Annotated in this window: 16 protein-coding genes and 1 tRNA gene; 10 read left to right on the top strand and 7 right to left on the bottom strand. The window is 60.5% G+C overall.

What is annotated here, in order from left to right; translation table 11 throughout:
• Nucleotides 1-43 precede the first annotated feature (43 nt).
• Entirely contained in the window at nt 44-1,357 is a 1,314-nt protein-coding gene (locus H8S23_RS01130) for an alpha-amylase family glycosyl hydrolase (protein WP_186886477.1), read from the top strand.
• A 274-nt stretch (nt 1,358-1,631) separates the two neighbouring features.
• On the opposite strand, the gene H8S23_RS01125 is transcribed toward H8S23_RS01130, so the two are convergent.
• Nucleotides 1,632-2,474, bottom strand: a complete 843-nt coding sequence (locus H8S23_RS01125; RefSeq protein WP_186886476.1) for an Mrp/NBP35 family ATP-binding protein — start codon at nt 2,472-2,474, stop codon at nt 1,632-1,634.
• A 260-nt stretch (nt 2,475-2,734) separates the two neighbouring features.
• Between H8S23_RS01125 and H8S23_RS01120 the strand changes: the two genes are divergently transcribed.
• From H8S23_RS01120 to H8S23_RS01105, 4 genes are all read left to right on the top strand, one after another.
• Entirely contained in the window at nt 2,735-2,881 is a 147-nt protein-coding gene (locus H8S23_RS01120) for a hypothetical protein (RefSeq protein WP_186886475.1), read from the top strand.
• Nucleotides 2,882-2,926: 45 nt separating this feature from the next.
• Nucleotides 2,927-3,499 (top strand): sigma-70 family RNA polymerase sigma factor, encoded by a 573-nt coding sequence (locus H8S23_RS01115; protein WP_186886474.1) that lies wholly within the window; start codon nt 2,927-2,929, stop codon nt 3,497-3,499.
• Nucleotides 3,480-4,298, top strand: a complete 819-nt coding sequence (locus H8S23_RS01110; RefSeq protein WP_186886473.1) for a DUF4367 domain-containing protein — start codon at nt 3,480-3,482, stop codon at nt 4,296-4,298. The genes H8S23_RS01115 and H8S23_RS01110 overlap by 20 nt, the downstream gene beginning before the upstream one ends.
• 460 nt (nt 4,299-4,758) lie before the next feature.
• On the top strand, nt 4,759-5,109 hold the full coding sequence (locus H8S23_RS01105; RefSeq protein ID WP_186886472.1) for a DUF1622 domain-containing protein: 351 nt from the start codon (nt 4,759-4,761) through the stop codon (nt 5,107-5,109).
• Between the two features lie 466 nt (nt 5,110-5,575).
• Here H8S23_RS01105 and H8S23_RS01100 read toward each other — a convergent pair whose 3' ends face one another.
• Nucleotides 5,576-6,478, bottom strand: coding sequence for a PfkB family carbohydrate kinase (locus tag H8S23_RS01100; RefSeq protein WP_186886471.1), 903 nt, complete (start codon nt 6,476-6,478; stop codon nt 5,576-5,578).
• Between the two features lie 26 nt (nt 6,479-6,504).
• Nucleotides 6,505-6,924: a GNAT family N-acetyltransferase gene (locus H8S23_RS01095; RefSeq protein ID WP_186886470.1), complete on the bottom strand. Its 420-nt coding sequence runs from the start codon at nt 6,922-6,924 to the stop codon at nt 6,505-6,507.
• A gap of 104 nt (nt 6,925-7,028) precedes the next feature.
• Between H8S23_RS01095 and H8S23_RS01090 the strand changes: the two genes are divergently transcribed.
• Nucleotides 7,029-7,370, top strand: a complete 342-nt coding sequence (locus H8S23_RS01090) for an MGMT family protein (protein WP_186886469.1) — start codon at nt 7,029-7,031, stop codon at nt 7,368-7,370.
• Here H8S23_RS01090 and H8S23_RS01085 read toward each other — a convergent pair.
• On the bottom strand, nt 7,357-8,283 hold the full coding sequence (locus H8S23_RS01085; protein ID WP_186886468.1) for a DUF1848 domain-containing protein: 927 nt from the start codon (nt 8,281-8,283) through the stop codon (nt 7,357-7,359). The two genes, H8S23_RS01090 and H8S23_RS01085, sit on opposite strands and share 14 nt — an antisense overlap.
• A gap of 378 nt (nt 8,284-8,661) precedes the next feature.
• Between H8S23_RS01085 and H8S23_RS01080 the strand changes: the two genes are divergently transcribed.
• The gene (locus tag H8S23_RS01080) at nt 8,662-9,660 is read left to right on the top strand and encodes a C45 family autoproteolytic acyltransferase/hydrolase (protein ID WP_186886467.1); all 999 of its coding nucleotides are present in this window, start codon (nt 8,662-8,664) and stop codon (nt 9,658-9,660) included.
• Nucleotides 9,661-9,816: 156 nt separating this feature from the next.
• Here the strand turns inward: H8S23_RS01080 and H8S23_RS01075 are convergent.
• A tRNA-Thr gene (locus H8S23_RS01075) sits at nt 9,817-9,892 on the bottom strand.
• Between the two features lie 130 nt (nt 9,893-10,022).
• Between H8S23_RS01075 and H8S23_RS01070 the strand changes: the two genes are divergently transcribed.
• Nucleotides 10,023-10,379 (top strand): hypothetical protein, encoded by a 357-nt coding sequence (locus H8S23_RS01070; protein ID WP_186886466.1) that lies wholly within the window; start codon nt 10,023-10,025, stop codon nt 10,377-10,379.
• 536 nt (nt 10,380-10,915) lie between these two features.
• On the opposite strand, the gene H8S23_RS01065 is transcribed toward H8S23_RS01070, so the two are convergent.
• Nucleotides 10,916-12,286 carry an NAD(P)/FAD-dependent oxidoreductase gene (locus tag H8S23_RS01065; protein ID WP_186886465.1) on the bottom strand — a complete coding sequence of 457 codons (1,371 nt, stop codon included), beginning with the start codon at nt 12,284-12,286 and terminating at the stop codon, nt 10,916-10,918.
• A 17-nt stretch (nt 12,287-12,303) separates the two neighbouring features.
• Complete coding sequence (locus H8S23_RS01060) at nt 12,304-13,488, bottom strand: glycosyltransferase (protein WP_186886464.1); 1,185 nt, start codon at nt 13,486-13,488, stop codon at nt 12,304-12,306.
• A gap of 3 nt (nt 13,489-13,491) precedes the next feature.
• On the opposite strand from H8S23_RS01060, the gene H8S23_RS01055 reads away from it, so the two are divergent.
• Nucleotides 13,492-13,911, top strand: a complete 420-nt coding sequence (locus tag H8S23_RS01055) for a hypothetical protein (protein WP_186886463.1) — start codon at nt 13,492-13,494, stop codon at nt 13,909-13,911.
• Nucleotides 13,912-14,015: 104 nt separating this feature from the next.
• Nucleotides 14,016-14,945, top strand: a complete 930-nt coding sequence (hprK, locus tag H8S23_RS01050) for an HPr(Ser) kinase/phosphatase (RefSeq protein ID WP_186886462.1) — start codon at nt 14,016-14,018, stop codon at nt 14,943-14,945.
• Nucleotides 14,946-14,996: the final 51 nt, after the last annotated feature.

The following is a 14,996-nucleotide window of genomic DNA, read 5'->3' as shown; positions in this document are numbered from 1 at the left end:
AAACAGCGGCCCGCCTTTTGGGGCCCCGGAAATGAGGAATTTCATGGCCTGGTATGAAAAGAGCGTCTTTTATCAGATCTACCCGCTGGGGTTTTGCGGAGCGCCCTGGCAGAACGACGGCGTGACGCGGGACCGTATCCTGAAAGTGCGGGACTGGATCCCCCACCTGACCGCGCTGGGCGCGGACGCAGTCTACTTTTCGCCGGTGTTTGAAAGTGATACCCACGGCTATAATACCAGGGATTATGCCCATGTCGACTGCCGGCTGGGCGGCGATGACGCTTTTGCACAGGTCTGCGCGGCGCTGCATGCCGCGGGCGTGCGGGTGGTGCTGGACGGCGTGTTTAACCATGTGGGCCGTGGGTTCTGGGCTTTTCAGGACGTGCTGCAGCACCGCCGGGAATCCCGCTATGCGAGCTGGTTCCATCTCAATTTTGAGGGCGACAGCCCCTATCACGACGGTCTGTGGTACGAGGGCTGGGAGGGAAATTACGATCTGGTCAAGCTGAACCTCGACAACCCGGAGGTGGTGGATCACCTGCTGGGATGTGTGGAGGGCTGGATCAGCGCGTTTGAGATCGACGGGCTGCGCCTGGACGTGGCCTATCTCCTGCCGGAGCATTTTCTGCGCCGCCTGCGGGCGTTCTGCGACGGGCGCAAGGCGGATTTCTTCCTGGTGGGAGAGATGATCCACGGGGATTACAACCGGCTGGTGCAGCCGGATATGCTGCACTCGGCCACCAACTACGAGTGTTATAAAGGGCTGCATTCCAGCTTCAACAGCGGCAATATGTTTGAGATCGCGCACTCGCTGGCGCGGCAGTTTGGGCCGGAGAACTGGACGCTTTACCGCGGCAAGCACCTGTTCAACTTTGTGGACAATCACGACGTGTCCCGCATCGCCAGCCTTTTGAGCGATAAACGGCAGCTGCCCTGCATTTATGGGCTGCTTTTCGCCATGCCGGGCATTCCCTGCCTGTACTATGGCAGCGAGTGGGGCGCCGAGGGGGAAAAGCGCCCCGGCGGGGATGAAAACCTGCGCCCGGCTTTTGACGCACCGCAGAAAAACGAACTCACCGCCTTTTTGGCCAGGCTCAGCGCAGCGCACAAAAACAGCGCGGCGCTCACCTGCGGGGATTACAAAAACATCCAGATCATGCCCCGGCAGCTCATCTTCCAGCGGCAGGCGCAGGGAGAGCGGGTCCTGGTAGCGGTAAACGCCGACAGCGCGCCGGCGACCATGCATTTTGACGCGGGCGCCGGCCGGGCAGTCGATCTCATCAGCGGCGCGATGCACGACTTTGGAGGCGGCAGCGAACTGCCGCCCTACAGCGTGGCCTATTGGCGTGTTGAGTGAACAGCCGCGGCGGACTGGAAAGTGGTGTGAGTGAAAAGCGGGGACCGTTTTTCAGCCATTGCCCCGGTCGTCCCGCGGAGATGAAAGGCCGGGGCCAGTAGGACCAGTCCTTTTTTCGATACAGCAATAAAAAGCAGCCTTTGGGCGCTGCCGCGGCACAGCTGCCGTGAAAAGCTGGAAGCGGATGGGTTTTTACTGTTCCGCTGCGCTTCCGTATAAAAAAGAGACGGCCCCAGCGATCGCTGTTTGGCCGTCTCTTTTTTATACGGAGCTTTTATTTTTTCAGCAGATCTTCCAGCGCCTGGACGCCGTCGGCAAGATAATTGCCCTCAAAGGCCTCGATCACGCCCATGTCGCACTGCTTGGCAAGGCCCGGGTCAATGGGAAGCTTACCCAGCACGGGGACCTTGTAAGCGGCGGCGATCTCATCAATGTGGGATTCCCCAAAGACCGAGATCTTTTTGCCGCAGTCCGGGCAGGTGAAATAGCTCATGTTTTCGACCAGGCCCAAAATCGGCACGTTCATCAGCCCGGCCATCTTGACGGCCTTTTCCACGATCATGGATACCAGATCCTGCGGGCTGGCCACGATCACGATGCCATCGACCGGCAGGGACTGAAACACCGTCAGCGCCACGTCGCCGGTGCCCGGGGGCATGTCCACGAACATGTAGTCCACATCGCCCCAGACCACGTCGGTCCAGAACTGGGTCACGGTGCCCGCGATCACCGGGCCGCGCCATACCACCGGGTCGGTCTCATGCTCCAGCAGCAGGTTGACCGACATCACCTTTACGCCGGTGCGGGTCTCGACGGGCAGGATGCCCAGTTCGCTGCCCACCGCACGGGTCTTCAGCCCAAACATCTTGGGGATGGAGGGGCCGGTGATGTCCGCGTCCAGGATGGCCGTATTGCAGGCGCGGCGGCGCATTTCCACCGCCAGCATGCTGCAGACCAGGCTTTTGCCGACGCCGCCCTTGCCGCTGACAACGCCGATCACTTTTTTGATGTTGCTGTTGGGATTTGCCGCCTCGTGCAGGTCCTGCGGCGCGCCCCCCTCGCGGGAAGCACAGGCTTCGCTGCAGGTCTCACAGTTATGGGTGCAGCCTTCGCTCATAAAAACGATACCTCTTTTCTGTATAGTGGCAGAGCTTTACAGGTGTGCGTGCGGCTCTGCGCCTGCCCGCCGCGCGGGCAGTATGCTTTGTCAGTATAGCACGGATCGGCGCGCATTTCAACGGCGCTTCGGTTGCGGCAGGGCCGGATCTATGCTATAATAACCCAAACTATCGTCAGGGGCGCAGGGCGGCCGCGCGGAGAAAAAACGGCCCCGGCAAGCGGCCGGGTATCGCGTCTGCGCCGCATGGGAGCGGATCAATGGAACAGGAAAAAAAGACCATTGCGCAGATCTTACTGCGCCGGCCGCTGCGCGGCAGGGCACGGGAGAAAGCGCAGCGGGAGAACCCCGTCTATAAGGACTGCTACGGGAAAAAGATCGCCACAAGACAGGTCTCCGGCCGCTGAGGCGCGGCAAAGCCGGGTGAACAGGGCGCAAAAGGGGGGCGGGCAGTGCTGCCGATCATGGTGTTCGATACGCCGGAACAAAAGAGCAAGTTTGAAGAGGCATATCTCAAGTATAACAAGATGGGCTTTTACTATGCCCGGGAAATTTTACACGACGACGCCCTGGCGGAGGACGCTCTGCACGACGCCTTTCTTTCCCTTGCCAGAAATCTGGATAAAATAGGGGAGATAGATTGTAACAAATCTTTCAATTATTTCGTTACTATCGTGAAAAACACCGCGATCTCCGCCCTGCGCAAGCACAAACGGGCGCAGGTGGTGGAGATCGACGATGAGGATACGCTTTTTCAGTTGGAGGACTCCGCCCCCGGGCCGGAGGAGACGGTGCTGCGCCAGGACAGCTATGAGGCGCTGCTTGCCGCCATCCGCACCCTTAAGCCGGAGTATCAGGCGCCGCTTCTGCTCAAGTATGCCAACGGCTACACAGAGGCAGAGATCGCAAAAGCGTTGGGCATGACGGTGTCCAATGTCTCGGTGCGCATCCATCGGGCAAAGCAGAAATTGATCCCCATGCTGAGAGAGAAGGGAGGTGCCGGTTTTGCACAGACCACAGAATAACAGCGCAGCCGATTTTGAGGCGCTGCTGGCCCGCGCGGCCGGCCAGATCGCCGCAGAGCAGGCGGCCGAGGTGCGCAAAAAGTATGAAGCCGCGCCCGGACCCGAGTACTCTCAGGCGTTTTTGGCCTCCATCGAAGAGATCGGGCGGGACGCGGAACGCCAAAAAAGGCTTCTCTTCTGGAACCGGGTGGCCAAGCGGGCGGCCATGATCCTGATCGTGGTGATCACCGCCCTCACGGCGGCGCTTTCAGTAAAAGGGGTCCGGGCCCAGTTGTACGAGTATTTTGTCACCCACAACGACGAGTACACCCAGGTGCAGGTCACCGCTGCGGACGAGAAAGTCCGCGGGCGCATGATATCGGAAGGGGATTATCACTACGAGCCGTCTTTTGTGCCGCGCGGATTCGTGTTGCGGGAGAGAAAAGAAGAATACGACTTTTTTTACCACCTGGAGTATGTGGACGAAAAGGCGTATGCGGAGTTTGAGCAGCGCCGTCAGGCTCTGATCGAGAAATGGGGCACCGAGGACGCGATCCCGGAGGAGGAGCGCATCTATTACAATGGCCCGTTCCTGATGTTTGAAGAGCAGCGTTCCGTTGAAGGGGTGGTCGCCTTTGACACCGAGGACGCGGTTTACAAAGAGCTGGAACTGGACGGCAGCCCCGCTTATCTCACCCTGAAAAATGGCCGCGCGACCCTGATATGGGACAATGGAGACCGGGCGTTTATGCTGTTTGGCCATCTCACGGAAGAAGAGATCCTGAAAATGGCCCGCAGTGTGGCGCGCGTCGAGGATTAAAAGCGTTCAGGGCCAGAGCGTCCCCCCTTTGTCCCAGAGAAGAGGGAGCTGGGGCCTATGTGATCTCGGGAATATGTCCCGGTACTTTTGCGGCGAAAAGCGCCGCAAAAAGGGAAGAGAGCCTTTGCGTGCGGTAATGTTCCTGCGTCGAAAAAGTGAAACAGCCCTGCGGGAAACAGCTTCCGCAGGGCTGTTTTTTTGTAAGGAGCTGTACGGGCAGGTGACTGGGTTCCCCCCTGCAGGGGTGAGAGAAAAAGGGGGAGGGCGCATCCCTTAAAAAGGGCCAAATCTTTGGTTCCTGCGCTCTTCCGGCCCCTCACCGGCCCCTCAAAAGAAAAAGCATCAGAGGGCTTTTCCGTTTTGGCGCGGGGAGAGGGCTTTTCAAAACGCGAAAAATGGGGTAAGATAGAACGACAGTAAACCCATGTGCCCGGCGCAGCCGGGCGGTAAAGGAGCGCTTATGCTGGAAAATCTGATAGAACTGGTCCTGCCGCCCATCATTGCGGCCACGGAATTGATCGGTATTTTTGTCGTCACGGTAGCGGTCCTGAAAGCTTTTTTTCATTATCTGGTCACCCTGCTGGGCATCCGCGGCAAGCGGTACGCGGTCAAATTTGAGCTGGCCAACGGGATGGCCACGGGGTTGGAATTCAAGATGGCGGCGGAGATCTTAAAGACTGTCCAGGTGCGCAGTTTTCAGGAGCTGCTGGTGCTGGGGGCCATCATCCTGCTGCGGGCGCTGTTGAGCTTTATGATCCACGCGGAGATGAAAAACGGCCCGGAAGAGACAGGGGACCAGCCCCGCACCTGAGAGGGGAGAAAGGCCGGTCCCAAAGAGGCGGCTTTTCTCCCCGGCAGACTTTTCAGAAAACGGGCTGTTTCGCCTGTCTGCCCTCCGGCGCAGGCGGGCGCGGTGAACCTGCGCAGCCTCCGACGCAGAAAGCCCTGTTCAGCCGCTTTTTGCCGTCGCCCCGGACGCCGGCGGTCTTGACGCCCCGCAGCGGAGCGCGGCCGCCAACTCAGTCCGATCAGGCGCTTTTTTGCATTTCACCGCGTTGTATGCCAAAAATCAGAATCACCGCGGCGGGGCGGCGGCGGAAAGCCGGATGCGCACAGAGCGCCTGATGTTCCGCTGCGTTCCGCAATAAAAAACAGCCGCAGCGCGGCTGTTTTGGCTGGGAGAGGCTTTTTGCGGCGGGTGCGGTCTGTCCGCCCCGGCTCAAAGGAACAGGCGGAAAAGGGCCCCGCTTCCACGCGTCCGGCCGGCGCAGGACGGTTCAAAATTCAAAACAGAGACTTTCAAACACTTCACGGGGCAAGATCGCGCCGGGGTTCGAGGCGACTGCGGCGGCAAAAACGTTGGCGTTGGAGGCTGCCTGCGCAAAAGAGAGCCCGCGCGCGAGGCCGGCGATCATCGCGCCGATATGGGAGTCGCCGGCGCCGATGGTGTCCTGCACCTTTGCTGGCCTGCCGGGGACCTCGGTGATCGTTTCGCCCTCGGCGCAGATCACGCCGCGCGCCCCGAGCGTGACCACCACCCGGCCGCGGGTGGCGGCGCAAAGGCTTTTTACCGCCCGGTGCAGGTTGCTGCAGCCGGTGACCGTCAGCGCCTCGCCGGCGTTCAGATGGATCAGCGGCCGCAGGCGGAACAGCCGCTCCAGCCGTTCGGCGGGGATGCTGCCGATGCGGGGGCCGGGGGCAAAATAGAGGTCGAACTCCGGGTGCTGTTCCAGATAATCGATCAGCAGATCGCCGCTGGACCGCTCCACCTCCAGCCCGCAGAGATACACCCCGCCGATCTCCTGCTGGGGCAGGGCGTCGAACCACTCCCGCCGGAAGAGATATTCCGCCCCGTAGCGGCACACAAAGGTGCGCTCGCCGTCCGGCTCAACAAAGCAGTAGCAGCAGCCGTTTTCCTCCGTCACCCGGGGCGCCGCGCTGCGGATATCCGCGGCGGCCAGGCTGTGAAAGACAAAATCCCCGTAGATGCCGGTGCCCACCGGCGAAAAGAGCAGCGCGGGCGAGCCGAACAGCTCCAGCGCATGGTACACGTTGTAAGCGCAGCCGCCCAGCGACAGGGACTGAGCGTCAATGTCGAGATCCTCGCCGGTGCGCGGCAGGTGGTCTACCCGCACGATCACGTCGGCAACGGTGGAGCCGATGACAAGCGTCTTTTTCATTCCTGATCCATCCAATCTGTTTCGTTTTATGTTCCGCTGTCCCGCCCGCCTGCAGGCGGGATGGGTTTGGGTCCTTTTTCTATCACATAGGCCTGCAGGCCTTTTTGACACCCGTTTTTTTCATAAAAGGCTTCCGCCCCGGGCTGCGCGCCAAAATACAGCAGGGTGGGCGCGTGCTGCCGCGCAAGCCGGAGAAGTTCGCTTCCAATGCCCTGCCTTTGATGGGAGGGGAGGACAAGCAGCTCTGTGATCGTTCCAAAATAGTACCCGTCGGAGAGGATGCGCAGGCAGCCCACGAGAGCCTTGCCGTCATAAGCGGTCAGGTTTATGGTCCTCGACAACGCGGCCTGGGTCTGCTCCGGGTCATATTCCCCGGGCCATACCCTGTTCGCAAAAGGGATAAAAAGGGCGGCGCTGAGCTGTCGGTCGTCCACCTTGTATTCCATGGTTTTCGCTGCCTTTCCACAGTTGATCTGCTGTTTTGAATATACTGAAAATTGACGGCGGCCGCAGGGACAGGGGCGGCCGCTGCAAAAAGAGGAGGATCTTTATGGCTTCAGCCTTTACGCAGCGCATCTATGAGGTGGTGAAACAGATCCCGCGCGGCAGCGTGGCCTCTTATGGGCAGGTGGCGATGCTGGCGGGCAATCCGCGCGGCGCGCGCGGGGTGGGGTTTGCGCTGCACCGCAACCCGGAACAGGGGGTCATCCCCTGCCATCGCGTCGTTTTCCGCGACGGCTCGCTCTGCAGCGGTTTTGCTTTTGGCGGCGAGGGGGAACAGCGGCGCCTGCTGGAAGCGGAGGGCGTATTCTTTTTGCCAGACGGCCGGGTGGATCTGGAGCGCTGCGGCTGGCTGACCGGCGGCCCGGAAAAGCGTCTCACCACAGAGTGAGCTGCCCGCCGCTCAGCGGCGGCATGGGCCGGTCGGTGATCTTTTCGTCCCCGCGGGGCCAGCCTGTCAGCATGGGGGCGGCGGGGTCATGAGCTTGGTATCGCCGCGCTGCCGCAGCGGGATGAGGTGTGGCGTAGCAATACCTGCAGCCGCCCGGACAGGTGTCATAGACGCCGACGTCCACGCTTTGGACACAGCCGCACGCTTTGCGCTGCCCGGGGTCTTTGACCGCCTCCAGCGCGCATCCCAGCAGGCGGGATATCTTGTCCGGGTCGATGCAGGCCCCTTTTTGGATGCCGAAAGACGATAGATCAGCGCGCTCGGCGCAGGTGAAGAGCGGCAGGCCGTACCGCTTTGCGACCGGGGCCAGCAGGGCGGCTGTGTCCCTGATCTGCCCGTCGTCCGGCGGCCGCGGCAGGCTTTTGTCCAGATGGGCATAGGGATCGGCAAAGCTGAGGATACAGCGGGTAGTCAGCGGCGCCAGCTGCGCGCAGAGCCGCGCAAACTGCTTTACCACCCGTTTCGGCGTCCGCTCCCCGCCCAGCAGGATGGGGTCAAAACGCCAGTCTACCCTTGCGGGCCCCAACAGGCCGGAGAGGGTGCGGAACGTGTCGATGGCAGCGGCCGTATCGGGCGTGCCGGGCTCCAGTGCGGTTCCCCAGCCGGTGATGGTGAAAGTGAAATAGTAAAGATATCCTCTGGCGTCCAATTCAGACAGGCGGGGCAGCATCGGCGCAGGGTCTTTGCTCCAAAAGACGATACAGTCGACGGCAGAGGGCGAAAGGGTGACCCTGCTGATGTGCTGCGGGTCATAGGGATCCGGCACCAGCACAAAGCCCTCATCCACCCGGCGATACCACCAGTCCGCATAAAAAGCGGGGATATCCGTGCGGCGGCTGACGCTTAAAATCATTCCGATCCCTCCCTGCGGCAGCTGCCGGCTTCGACTCCAGGATACCAGATAGATGAGAAATACGGGCCGCAGCCTCGGCAGCAGCGCCATTGCACATCCAGAGCCGGTTGCCCGGCGCGCGCCAGCGCAAAGGGCGGTGCGGTGCGCATCTGCGGTTATTTTACCATATAAGACAGAAAAATCGAATGCCTTTTTGGTGCAGGCCGAAAAGATTTTGAAAATACGCGGGGCAAAAAACAGGCGCAGAACAGGGCGGCGGCCGGGAAAAAGGCTTTTCCCGCGGCCGTTTTTTATTTGCTTGACATTAAATTTTTATTCCGTTATCCTCGGTGCATGGGCCGGCGCCGGCTCTCTTAAAAAACAAAGGAGAGCGATCGAATGCATCATTTTATCGTGTCCGGCCCACCGTATGAAGCGGGCCGGCGGCTGGGAGAAGAATTGCGCCGGTGCGGACAGGGACCCGGCGACCTGCCGGCCGCGGCAATGACAAAAGAGAAACGGGATTTTGCGCGCCGCTGCGGCGAGATCTGCGCCGAGGAATTCCCCGAGGCGGTACAGGAGCTGTACGGCCTTGCGGACGGCCTCTCCCTGCCGCGGGAAACGCTGGCAAGGCAGATCTTCTGTATTTATAATTATCCGCCGTTTCAGGGCTGCACCTGTTTTGCTGCCCGCAGCGGCGCAGGCGTGCTGCTGGGCCGCAACAGTGATTTTATGATACAGATGGAGGGGCACTGCCTCAGCCTGGAATACCGCTCTGCAGCGGGCTTCTGCTTTTGGGGCAACGCCACCGCGCCGGTGCAGCTGGAAGATGGGATGAACAGCCACGGCCTGGCGGCGGGCCTCACTTTTGTCTGGCCTGTCGTAAAGCGGCCGGGCCTCAACGCGGGGCTGCTGGTGCGCTATCTGCTGCAAAAATGCCGCACTGTCAAAGAGGGGATCGCCGCGCTGAAAAGGCTGACCATCTCCTCGGCGCAGACCATCACGCTGGCGGACGCCGAGGGGGATATGGCCACGGTGGAGTGCAATGCCGCGCGGGTGGAGGTGCTGCGCCCGCGTGCGGGGGAACACTTTGTAGCGGCGGTGAATGGGTTCTGCTCCGGCGCCATGCAGCCCTATGCGCCGGCATGGGATATGATGCTGTCGGACCAACGCCGCCGGACCGTGTGCAGCGCGCTGGCGGCGCGGTGCGACTGCGACGCGGCTTTTGCCCGCAGCCTGCTGGCAGGCGAACAGGGCTTTTTATGCCAGTATGACCGCGCGCTGGGGGCGGACACGCTCTGGTCGGCGCTCTACCTGCCCAAAAGGCAACAGGCCTTTCTCTGCGAGGGGAACCCCTCGCGCACCCCTTTTTACAAGGTCGCCGTGGGGGCGGATTGAAAAACAAAAGACGCACAGGCTCGCCTGCTGCGCTGCGGCGGCGCGGGCGGCGGTCTCTCTGCCGGCTTTGCAGCGGGGTGGAAAAGAGCTGAAAGGGGGAGACCGCTGAAAAAAGAAAACCGCACAGACGCTTTCTCAAGCAGCTGTGCGGTTTTCTGGAGCTGGAAACGTGACTCGAACACGCGACCTGCTGATTACGAATCAGCTGCTCTACCAACTGAGCTATTCCAGCACCCTTTTTTTCGCCCCGAACGGCGCGGCAATTATTATTATACCAATTTTCACGGTTTAGTCAAGAAATGCTTTACGAAAACTTTGTTTTGGGGTAAAATAAACCCGTGAAAAGGGGAGGAGGAGACGGGATGATAGTAGAGAGCGCGGCGATCTTTGGGATCACGATCTGCATCCTGATCGTTTTTGTGCGCAGCGGCAACGCGGATTATGCCATAGCGACCCTGCCGCTGCTGATCGTGCCCGCCGCAAACGTGCTGGGCTGGCCGGTGGCGAGCCTGGTCAACAATATGATGCCCGGCAATCAACTTTATCTGGTGCGCTGCTTTGTGGATGTGCTGGGGGTGGCGATCGCCTGCGGGCTGATCGCGCTTTTTTCCGGCAAGGTGAAAGCGAAAAAGAAAAAGCAGCTCTATGTGGGGATGTGTTCGCTGTACTGCATCGTCCTGACCTGCGTTTTTATCTATAACGCCCTGCCCAAGCTGTAAGGGTGGAAATCGGCTCAAAGCCGCGCATATTGGCAGGCCGCGCCGCCGCCCGCAGGAGCGGGGAGAGTTGGAATAAAGCCGCTGCTCCAAAGGGGAGTTAGTCAGATGCCGCCGCCCGCAAGAGCGGCGTGGATCAGCCCCCCTGCGCACGCCGGGGGCGATGACGATCGCCGCTGTCCGCAAAGACGGCATAGACGAAAAAACAGCAGCGCAGCTGCTGTTTTTTTATACGCCCTCGTTCCCCGAATGGGTGGGAGCCATTCTCGTAAAACAGCCGTAGGCGTGCCGCGCCCGCGCGGCCGTCTTTGGGCAGCCTTGCGGCCACCCCTCAGGCCGCAGCGGACAAAAAACAAAAAGCATCCGGCCCCGCGATCTGCTGCGGGGCCGGATGTTTTTTGTTCGTCTCTAAAAAATAGCTGTAGGCTGTTTTTAGGGCCAATCGCCCGGCTGCCGCGTAAGCAATGAGGGCGAGGCCATAGAAATAAGTCGTTTTGATCCGCCGTGGCCTGAGGACAGGCCATATGGCTGCTAAAAAATCAGCGCAGGATCTTATCCGCCACATACAGCCCGTGGGCCGCAGCCTGGGAGAGCGAGCGGGTAAAACCAGTGCCGTCGCCCACGGCATAAATACCCTGGCAGCCCTGCAGCTCAAAGTCGTCGCAGGCGGGCCGGGCGGAATAGTACTTGCACTCGATACCGTAGAGCAGCGTGTCATAATTCATGGTGCCCGGCGCCACCTTGTCCAGCGCCTCCAATGTTTCCAGGATATTGTCCAGCTGGCGCTTGGGCAAACAGAGGCTCAGATCGCCGGCCACTGCGTTCAGGGTGGGGCGGGTGGTGCTCTGTGCCAGCCGCTTGTCGTCGGTGCGCCGCCCGGCCAGCAGATCGCCCAGCCGCTGCACCAGCACGCCGCCCCCGCTGATGAGGTTTGCGAGGCTGGCCACATAGCGGGCGTATTCGATGGGCTCTTTAAAAGGCTCGGTGAAACGGATGGTGGACAGCAGCGCAAAATTGCTGTTCTGGGTCTTGCGGCATTCGTCTTTATACGAGTGGCCGTTGACCGTCAGCACCCCGGCGGTGTTCTCCATTACCACGTTGCCCCGCTCGTTGAAGCAGAACATCCGCGTCACGTCGCCGTATTGTTTGGAGCGGTACCAGATCTTTGGCTCGTAAATTTTCTTGGAAAAATTTTCCCATACCATCGAGGGCAGCTCTACCCGCACGCCGATGTCCACCTGGTTGTTGGTGAGGGGGATACCGTTTTTGTGGCACCAGTCGGCAAAACCGCGCGAGCCCACCCGGCCCACGGCAAGGATGATGCGGTCCGCCGTGACGGCGCCGTTCTCCCTGCCCTCCACGGTGAGGGTATGGCTGTCCTTGTCCACATCGGTGACATTGGTATCGGTGTACAGGTCGATGTGCTGGGCAAGGAATTCGCTCATCCTGCGCATGGTCTCAAAATTTGCGTCGGTGCCCAGATGTTTGAGCTGCGCCTGGGACATATGCAGATCGTGTTCCAGGCAAAGCTTTTTCAGTTCGTCGTCCGGCTGAAAACGGTCCTTTGGGGCGCCGAACGACATCAGCACCCCGTCGGCGGCCTCAATATACTCCAGCACGGTCTTGGCTGGCAGCAGGTCGGGCAGCCAGCCGCCGTACTCGGTGGAGATGACGTATTTTCCGTCCGAAAAAGCGCCTGCGCCCGCGACCCCTTCCATGATGGCGCAGGAGGGGCAGCGCACACAGGTGTCCGCTTTGCCGGTCACGATGGGGCAGCTGCGGTGTTCCAAGTCATGGCCTTTTTCAAACAGGGCGATCTTCAGGCCCGGGTCGCGCGTGATAAGGCGATGGGCCGACATCAGCCCGCCGATCCCGCCGCCGACAATGGCGACGTCATAGTGCTGTTTCATAGATGGCAATACTCCCGTCATTTGATTTTCATGCTGTATTCGTAGACCGCGCGCTGGTAGACGTGGATCACCGAACGGGTGAACTCCTTTTCACCATAGCGGCGAGTGGTGTCCGATACCCCCGCGCGCAGGGCGCTTTTTTCGCTGTCGCTCAGCGCGTCCCAATCGCGGATGATCTTGGCATAACCGGAAGCGTCCACAAACACGTCGCCGTTTTTGCCCTGGTCGATCTGCTCGCGGTTGTACAGGTCCAGCCGCTGCACCACATACAGGCCGCTTGCCATAGCCTCCAGCATCGAGATGGAATTGATCTCCGACAGGGAAGCGGTGGTGAAGAGGTCGCAGGCCTGAAAATAGGGCGGGAGCAGGTCGTGGTCGACACGGCCCAGCAGGCGCACCTGTTTTTCCACGCCGCGGGCGGCGATCTGCGCGCGCAGGGCCTCGGCCTCGGGCCCGTCGCCGATGAGGAACAGCTTGAACCGCTCTTCGCCGGCAAAATTTTCGCTGAAAAAGTCCACCAGCACGTCCAGGCTTTTCTCCTTGCCCAGCCGGCCCACGAACAGCATCGAGACGTCGCCGGGCCGGATGCCCAGCTTTTCCCGCGCCTGCTGCACTGCGGCCGGGTCGATGTTTTCCACCATAAAATCGCTCAGGTCCACCGTGTTGGGGATGATGTTGATGTGGCGTTCCACCCCGCAGCGGCGCAGGAATTCCACCACCTTGGGGGACGGGCCGATGATCTCGGTCGCCTTTTTGGCCACGTTTTTAAAGTACCAATGCGCGCCCGGCTTGACCACTTTCTGCATCCGCTCGCTGGGGGCCACGTAAAACAGGTAGTCGTCGTACATGGTGTGCAGCGTGTATACCACCGGTTTTTTCAGCTGGCGGGCGCAGAACAGGCCGAACAGGCCCATGGTGAACTCGGTCTGGATGTGGATGACGTCCGGGTTGAAAGCGCGCAGATAGGACAGGCGTCTCAGGTTGACGGGGTTGGCCACGCCGTAACCATAGATCTTTTTCAGCGGGATGGACGGACAGTAGAGGATGCCGTCCTTCAGATAATGGTGGCTGGCCTTGGGGTTCATGGTGACGATGAGCACCTGATGCCCCTGGGCCTCCAGGCCGTTCTTCAGCGTCTCGATATGGGTGACGACGCCGCTGATGAACGGGTAATAGGTCTCTGCAAAAATCGCGATCTTCATAAAATGAATCGCACCTCACTTTTTACTCTTGCGCGGGCTGAAAACGGAGAAAACTCCGCCGCAAAACAGCCCGCTTTTTCCATAAAGCCGGATCCGGACAAGGAAACAAGAGTCGAGCCATACGATTTTAGCGCAGCGCAGGTTCAAACCCGCGGGGCAATCCATACAGGATTGCGCCCTTGGTTTTCGCCCACGCTGCATCCAAAATCGTGGGGCTCGACCGCGCAGCGCCGCAAAGGCGGCAATTGGGGATGCAGTGCAAGGCAAACCACTGCAGGCATCCTGTATGGCTGGCAAAGTGGTTTAACGCAGCAATGCGCCCCAATTGCCCCCTTTGCGGTCATGTTTCCTTATTCGGATACGGCTAAAACGCGGCGCCACAGAAAAATCCGACAAGCCCATTATAACAGACCTGCATTTTAGTGCAACCGTTTGTTGCACTGAGGGGCCTTTCTATACTATAATATTGTCAGTACCGCGCCTCTATCCGCACCGGTGTGCGGCGCGCGCAGAAAGAGGTTGTGAAAATGGAATTTTCAGTCAGTCTCTCCAAGCTGGTCAACGATCTCGGCCTGGAGGTCGTCTATACCCCCTGCGATGTCGACAAGATCAGGATCACCTCGGCCGACGTCAACCGCCCCGGCCTTTTGCTGGCGGGCTATCACGAGTATTTCGACCCCACCCGCATCCAGATCTGCGGCAAGGTGGAGATGTCCTTTTTAGAGGCGCTGCCCGAAAACGAGCGGCGCAGCCGCATCCACACCCTGTTTGCTACCAAGCCGGTAGCCGTGGCGGTCTCCCGCAGCCTTTATATCTATGATTCCATGCTGGAATTCGCCACCCAGTACGGCGTGCCCGTCCTGTCGGCGGCAGAGAGCACTTCGCGCCTGACGTCGGACATCATCTCCATCCTGGGCGTGGAGCTGGCCCCGCGGGTGACGCGTCACGGCGTGCTGGTCGAGGTCTACGGCGAGGGCATCCTGATCCTGGGCGAGAGCGGCGTGGGCAAAAGCGAGACCGCGGTGGAGCTGGTCAAGCGCGGCCATCGTCTGATCGCGGACGACGCGGTGGAGCTGCGCAGGGTCTCCAACCGCACCATCGTCGGCACTGCGCCCGAAAATATCCGCCATTTTATCGAGCTGCGCGGCATCGGCATCATCAACGTGGCGCGGGTGTTCGGCTCCGGCGCGGTCAAGGCGTCCGAGCGGGTGGACCTGGTGGTGGAGCTGCAGCCCTGGGACAAGACCAAAAATTACAGCCGCACGGGGCTGGAGTCCGAGACCATCGAGCTGTTGGGGCTGGAAGTGCCCTATACCGTCGTGCCGGTGCACCCCGGCCGCAACCTGGCGGTGATTTTGGAGACCGCGGCCATCTGCAACCGGCAGAAAAAGATGGGCTACAACGCCGCGGAAGAATTGATGGCAAAACTCGGACTGGAAAACGACATCAGTGAGTAAACTGGAAGAGAGGGCCTGCAGGCCCGCCCTGCAAGCGCGGCGCATCCCGGC

The sequence above is a fragment of the Anaerofilum hominis genome (assembly GCF_014287275.1).
Classification (GTDB): Bacteria; Bacillota; Clostridia; order Oscillospirales; family Ruminococcaceae; genus Pygmaiobacter; species Pygmaiobacter hominis.
This window is presented reverse-complemented; position numbering and strand designations above follow the sequence as displayed.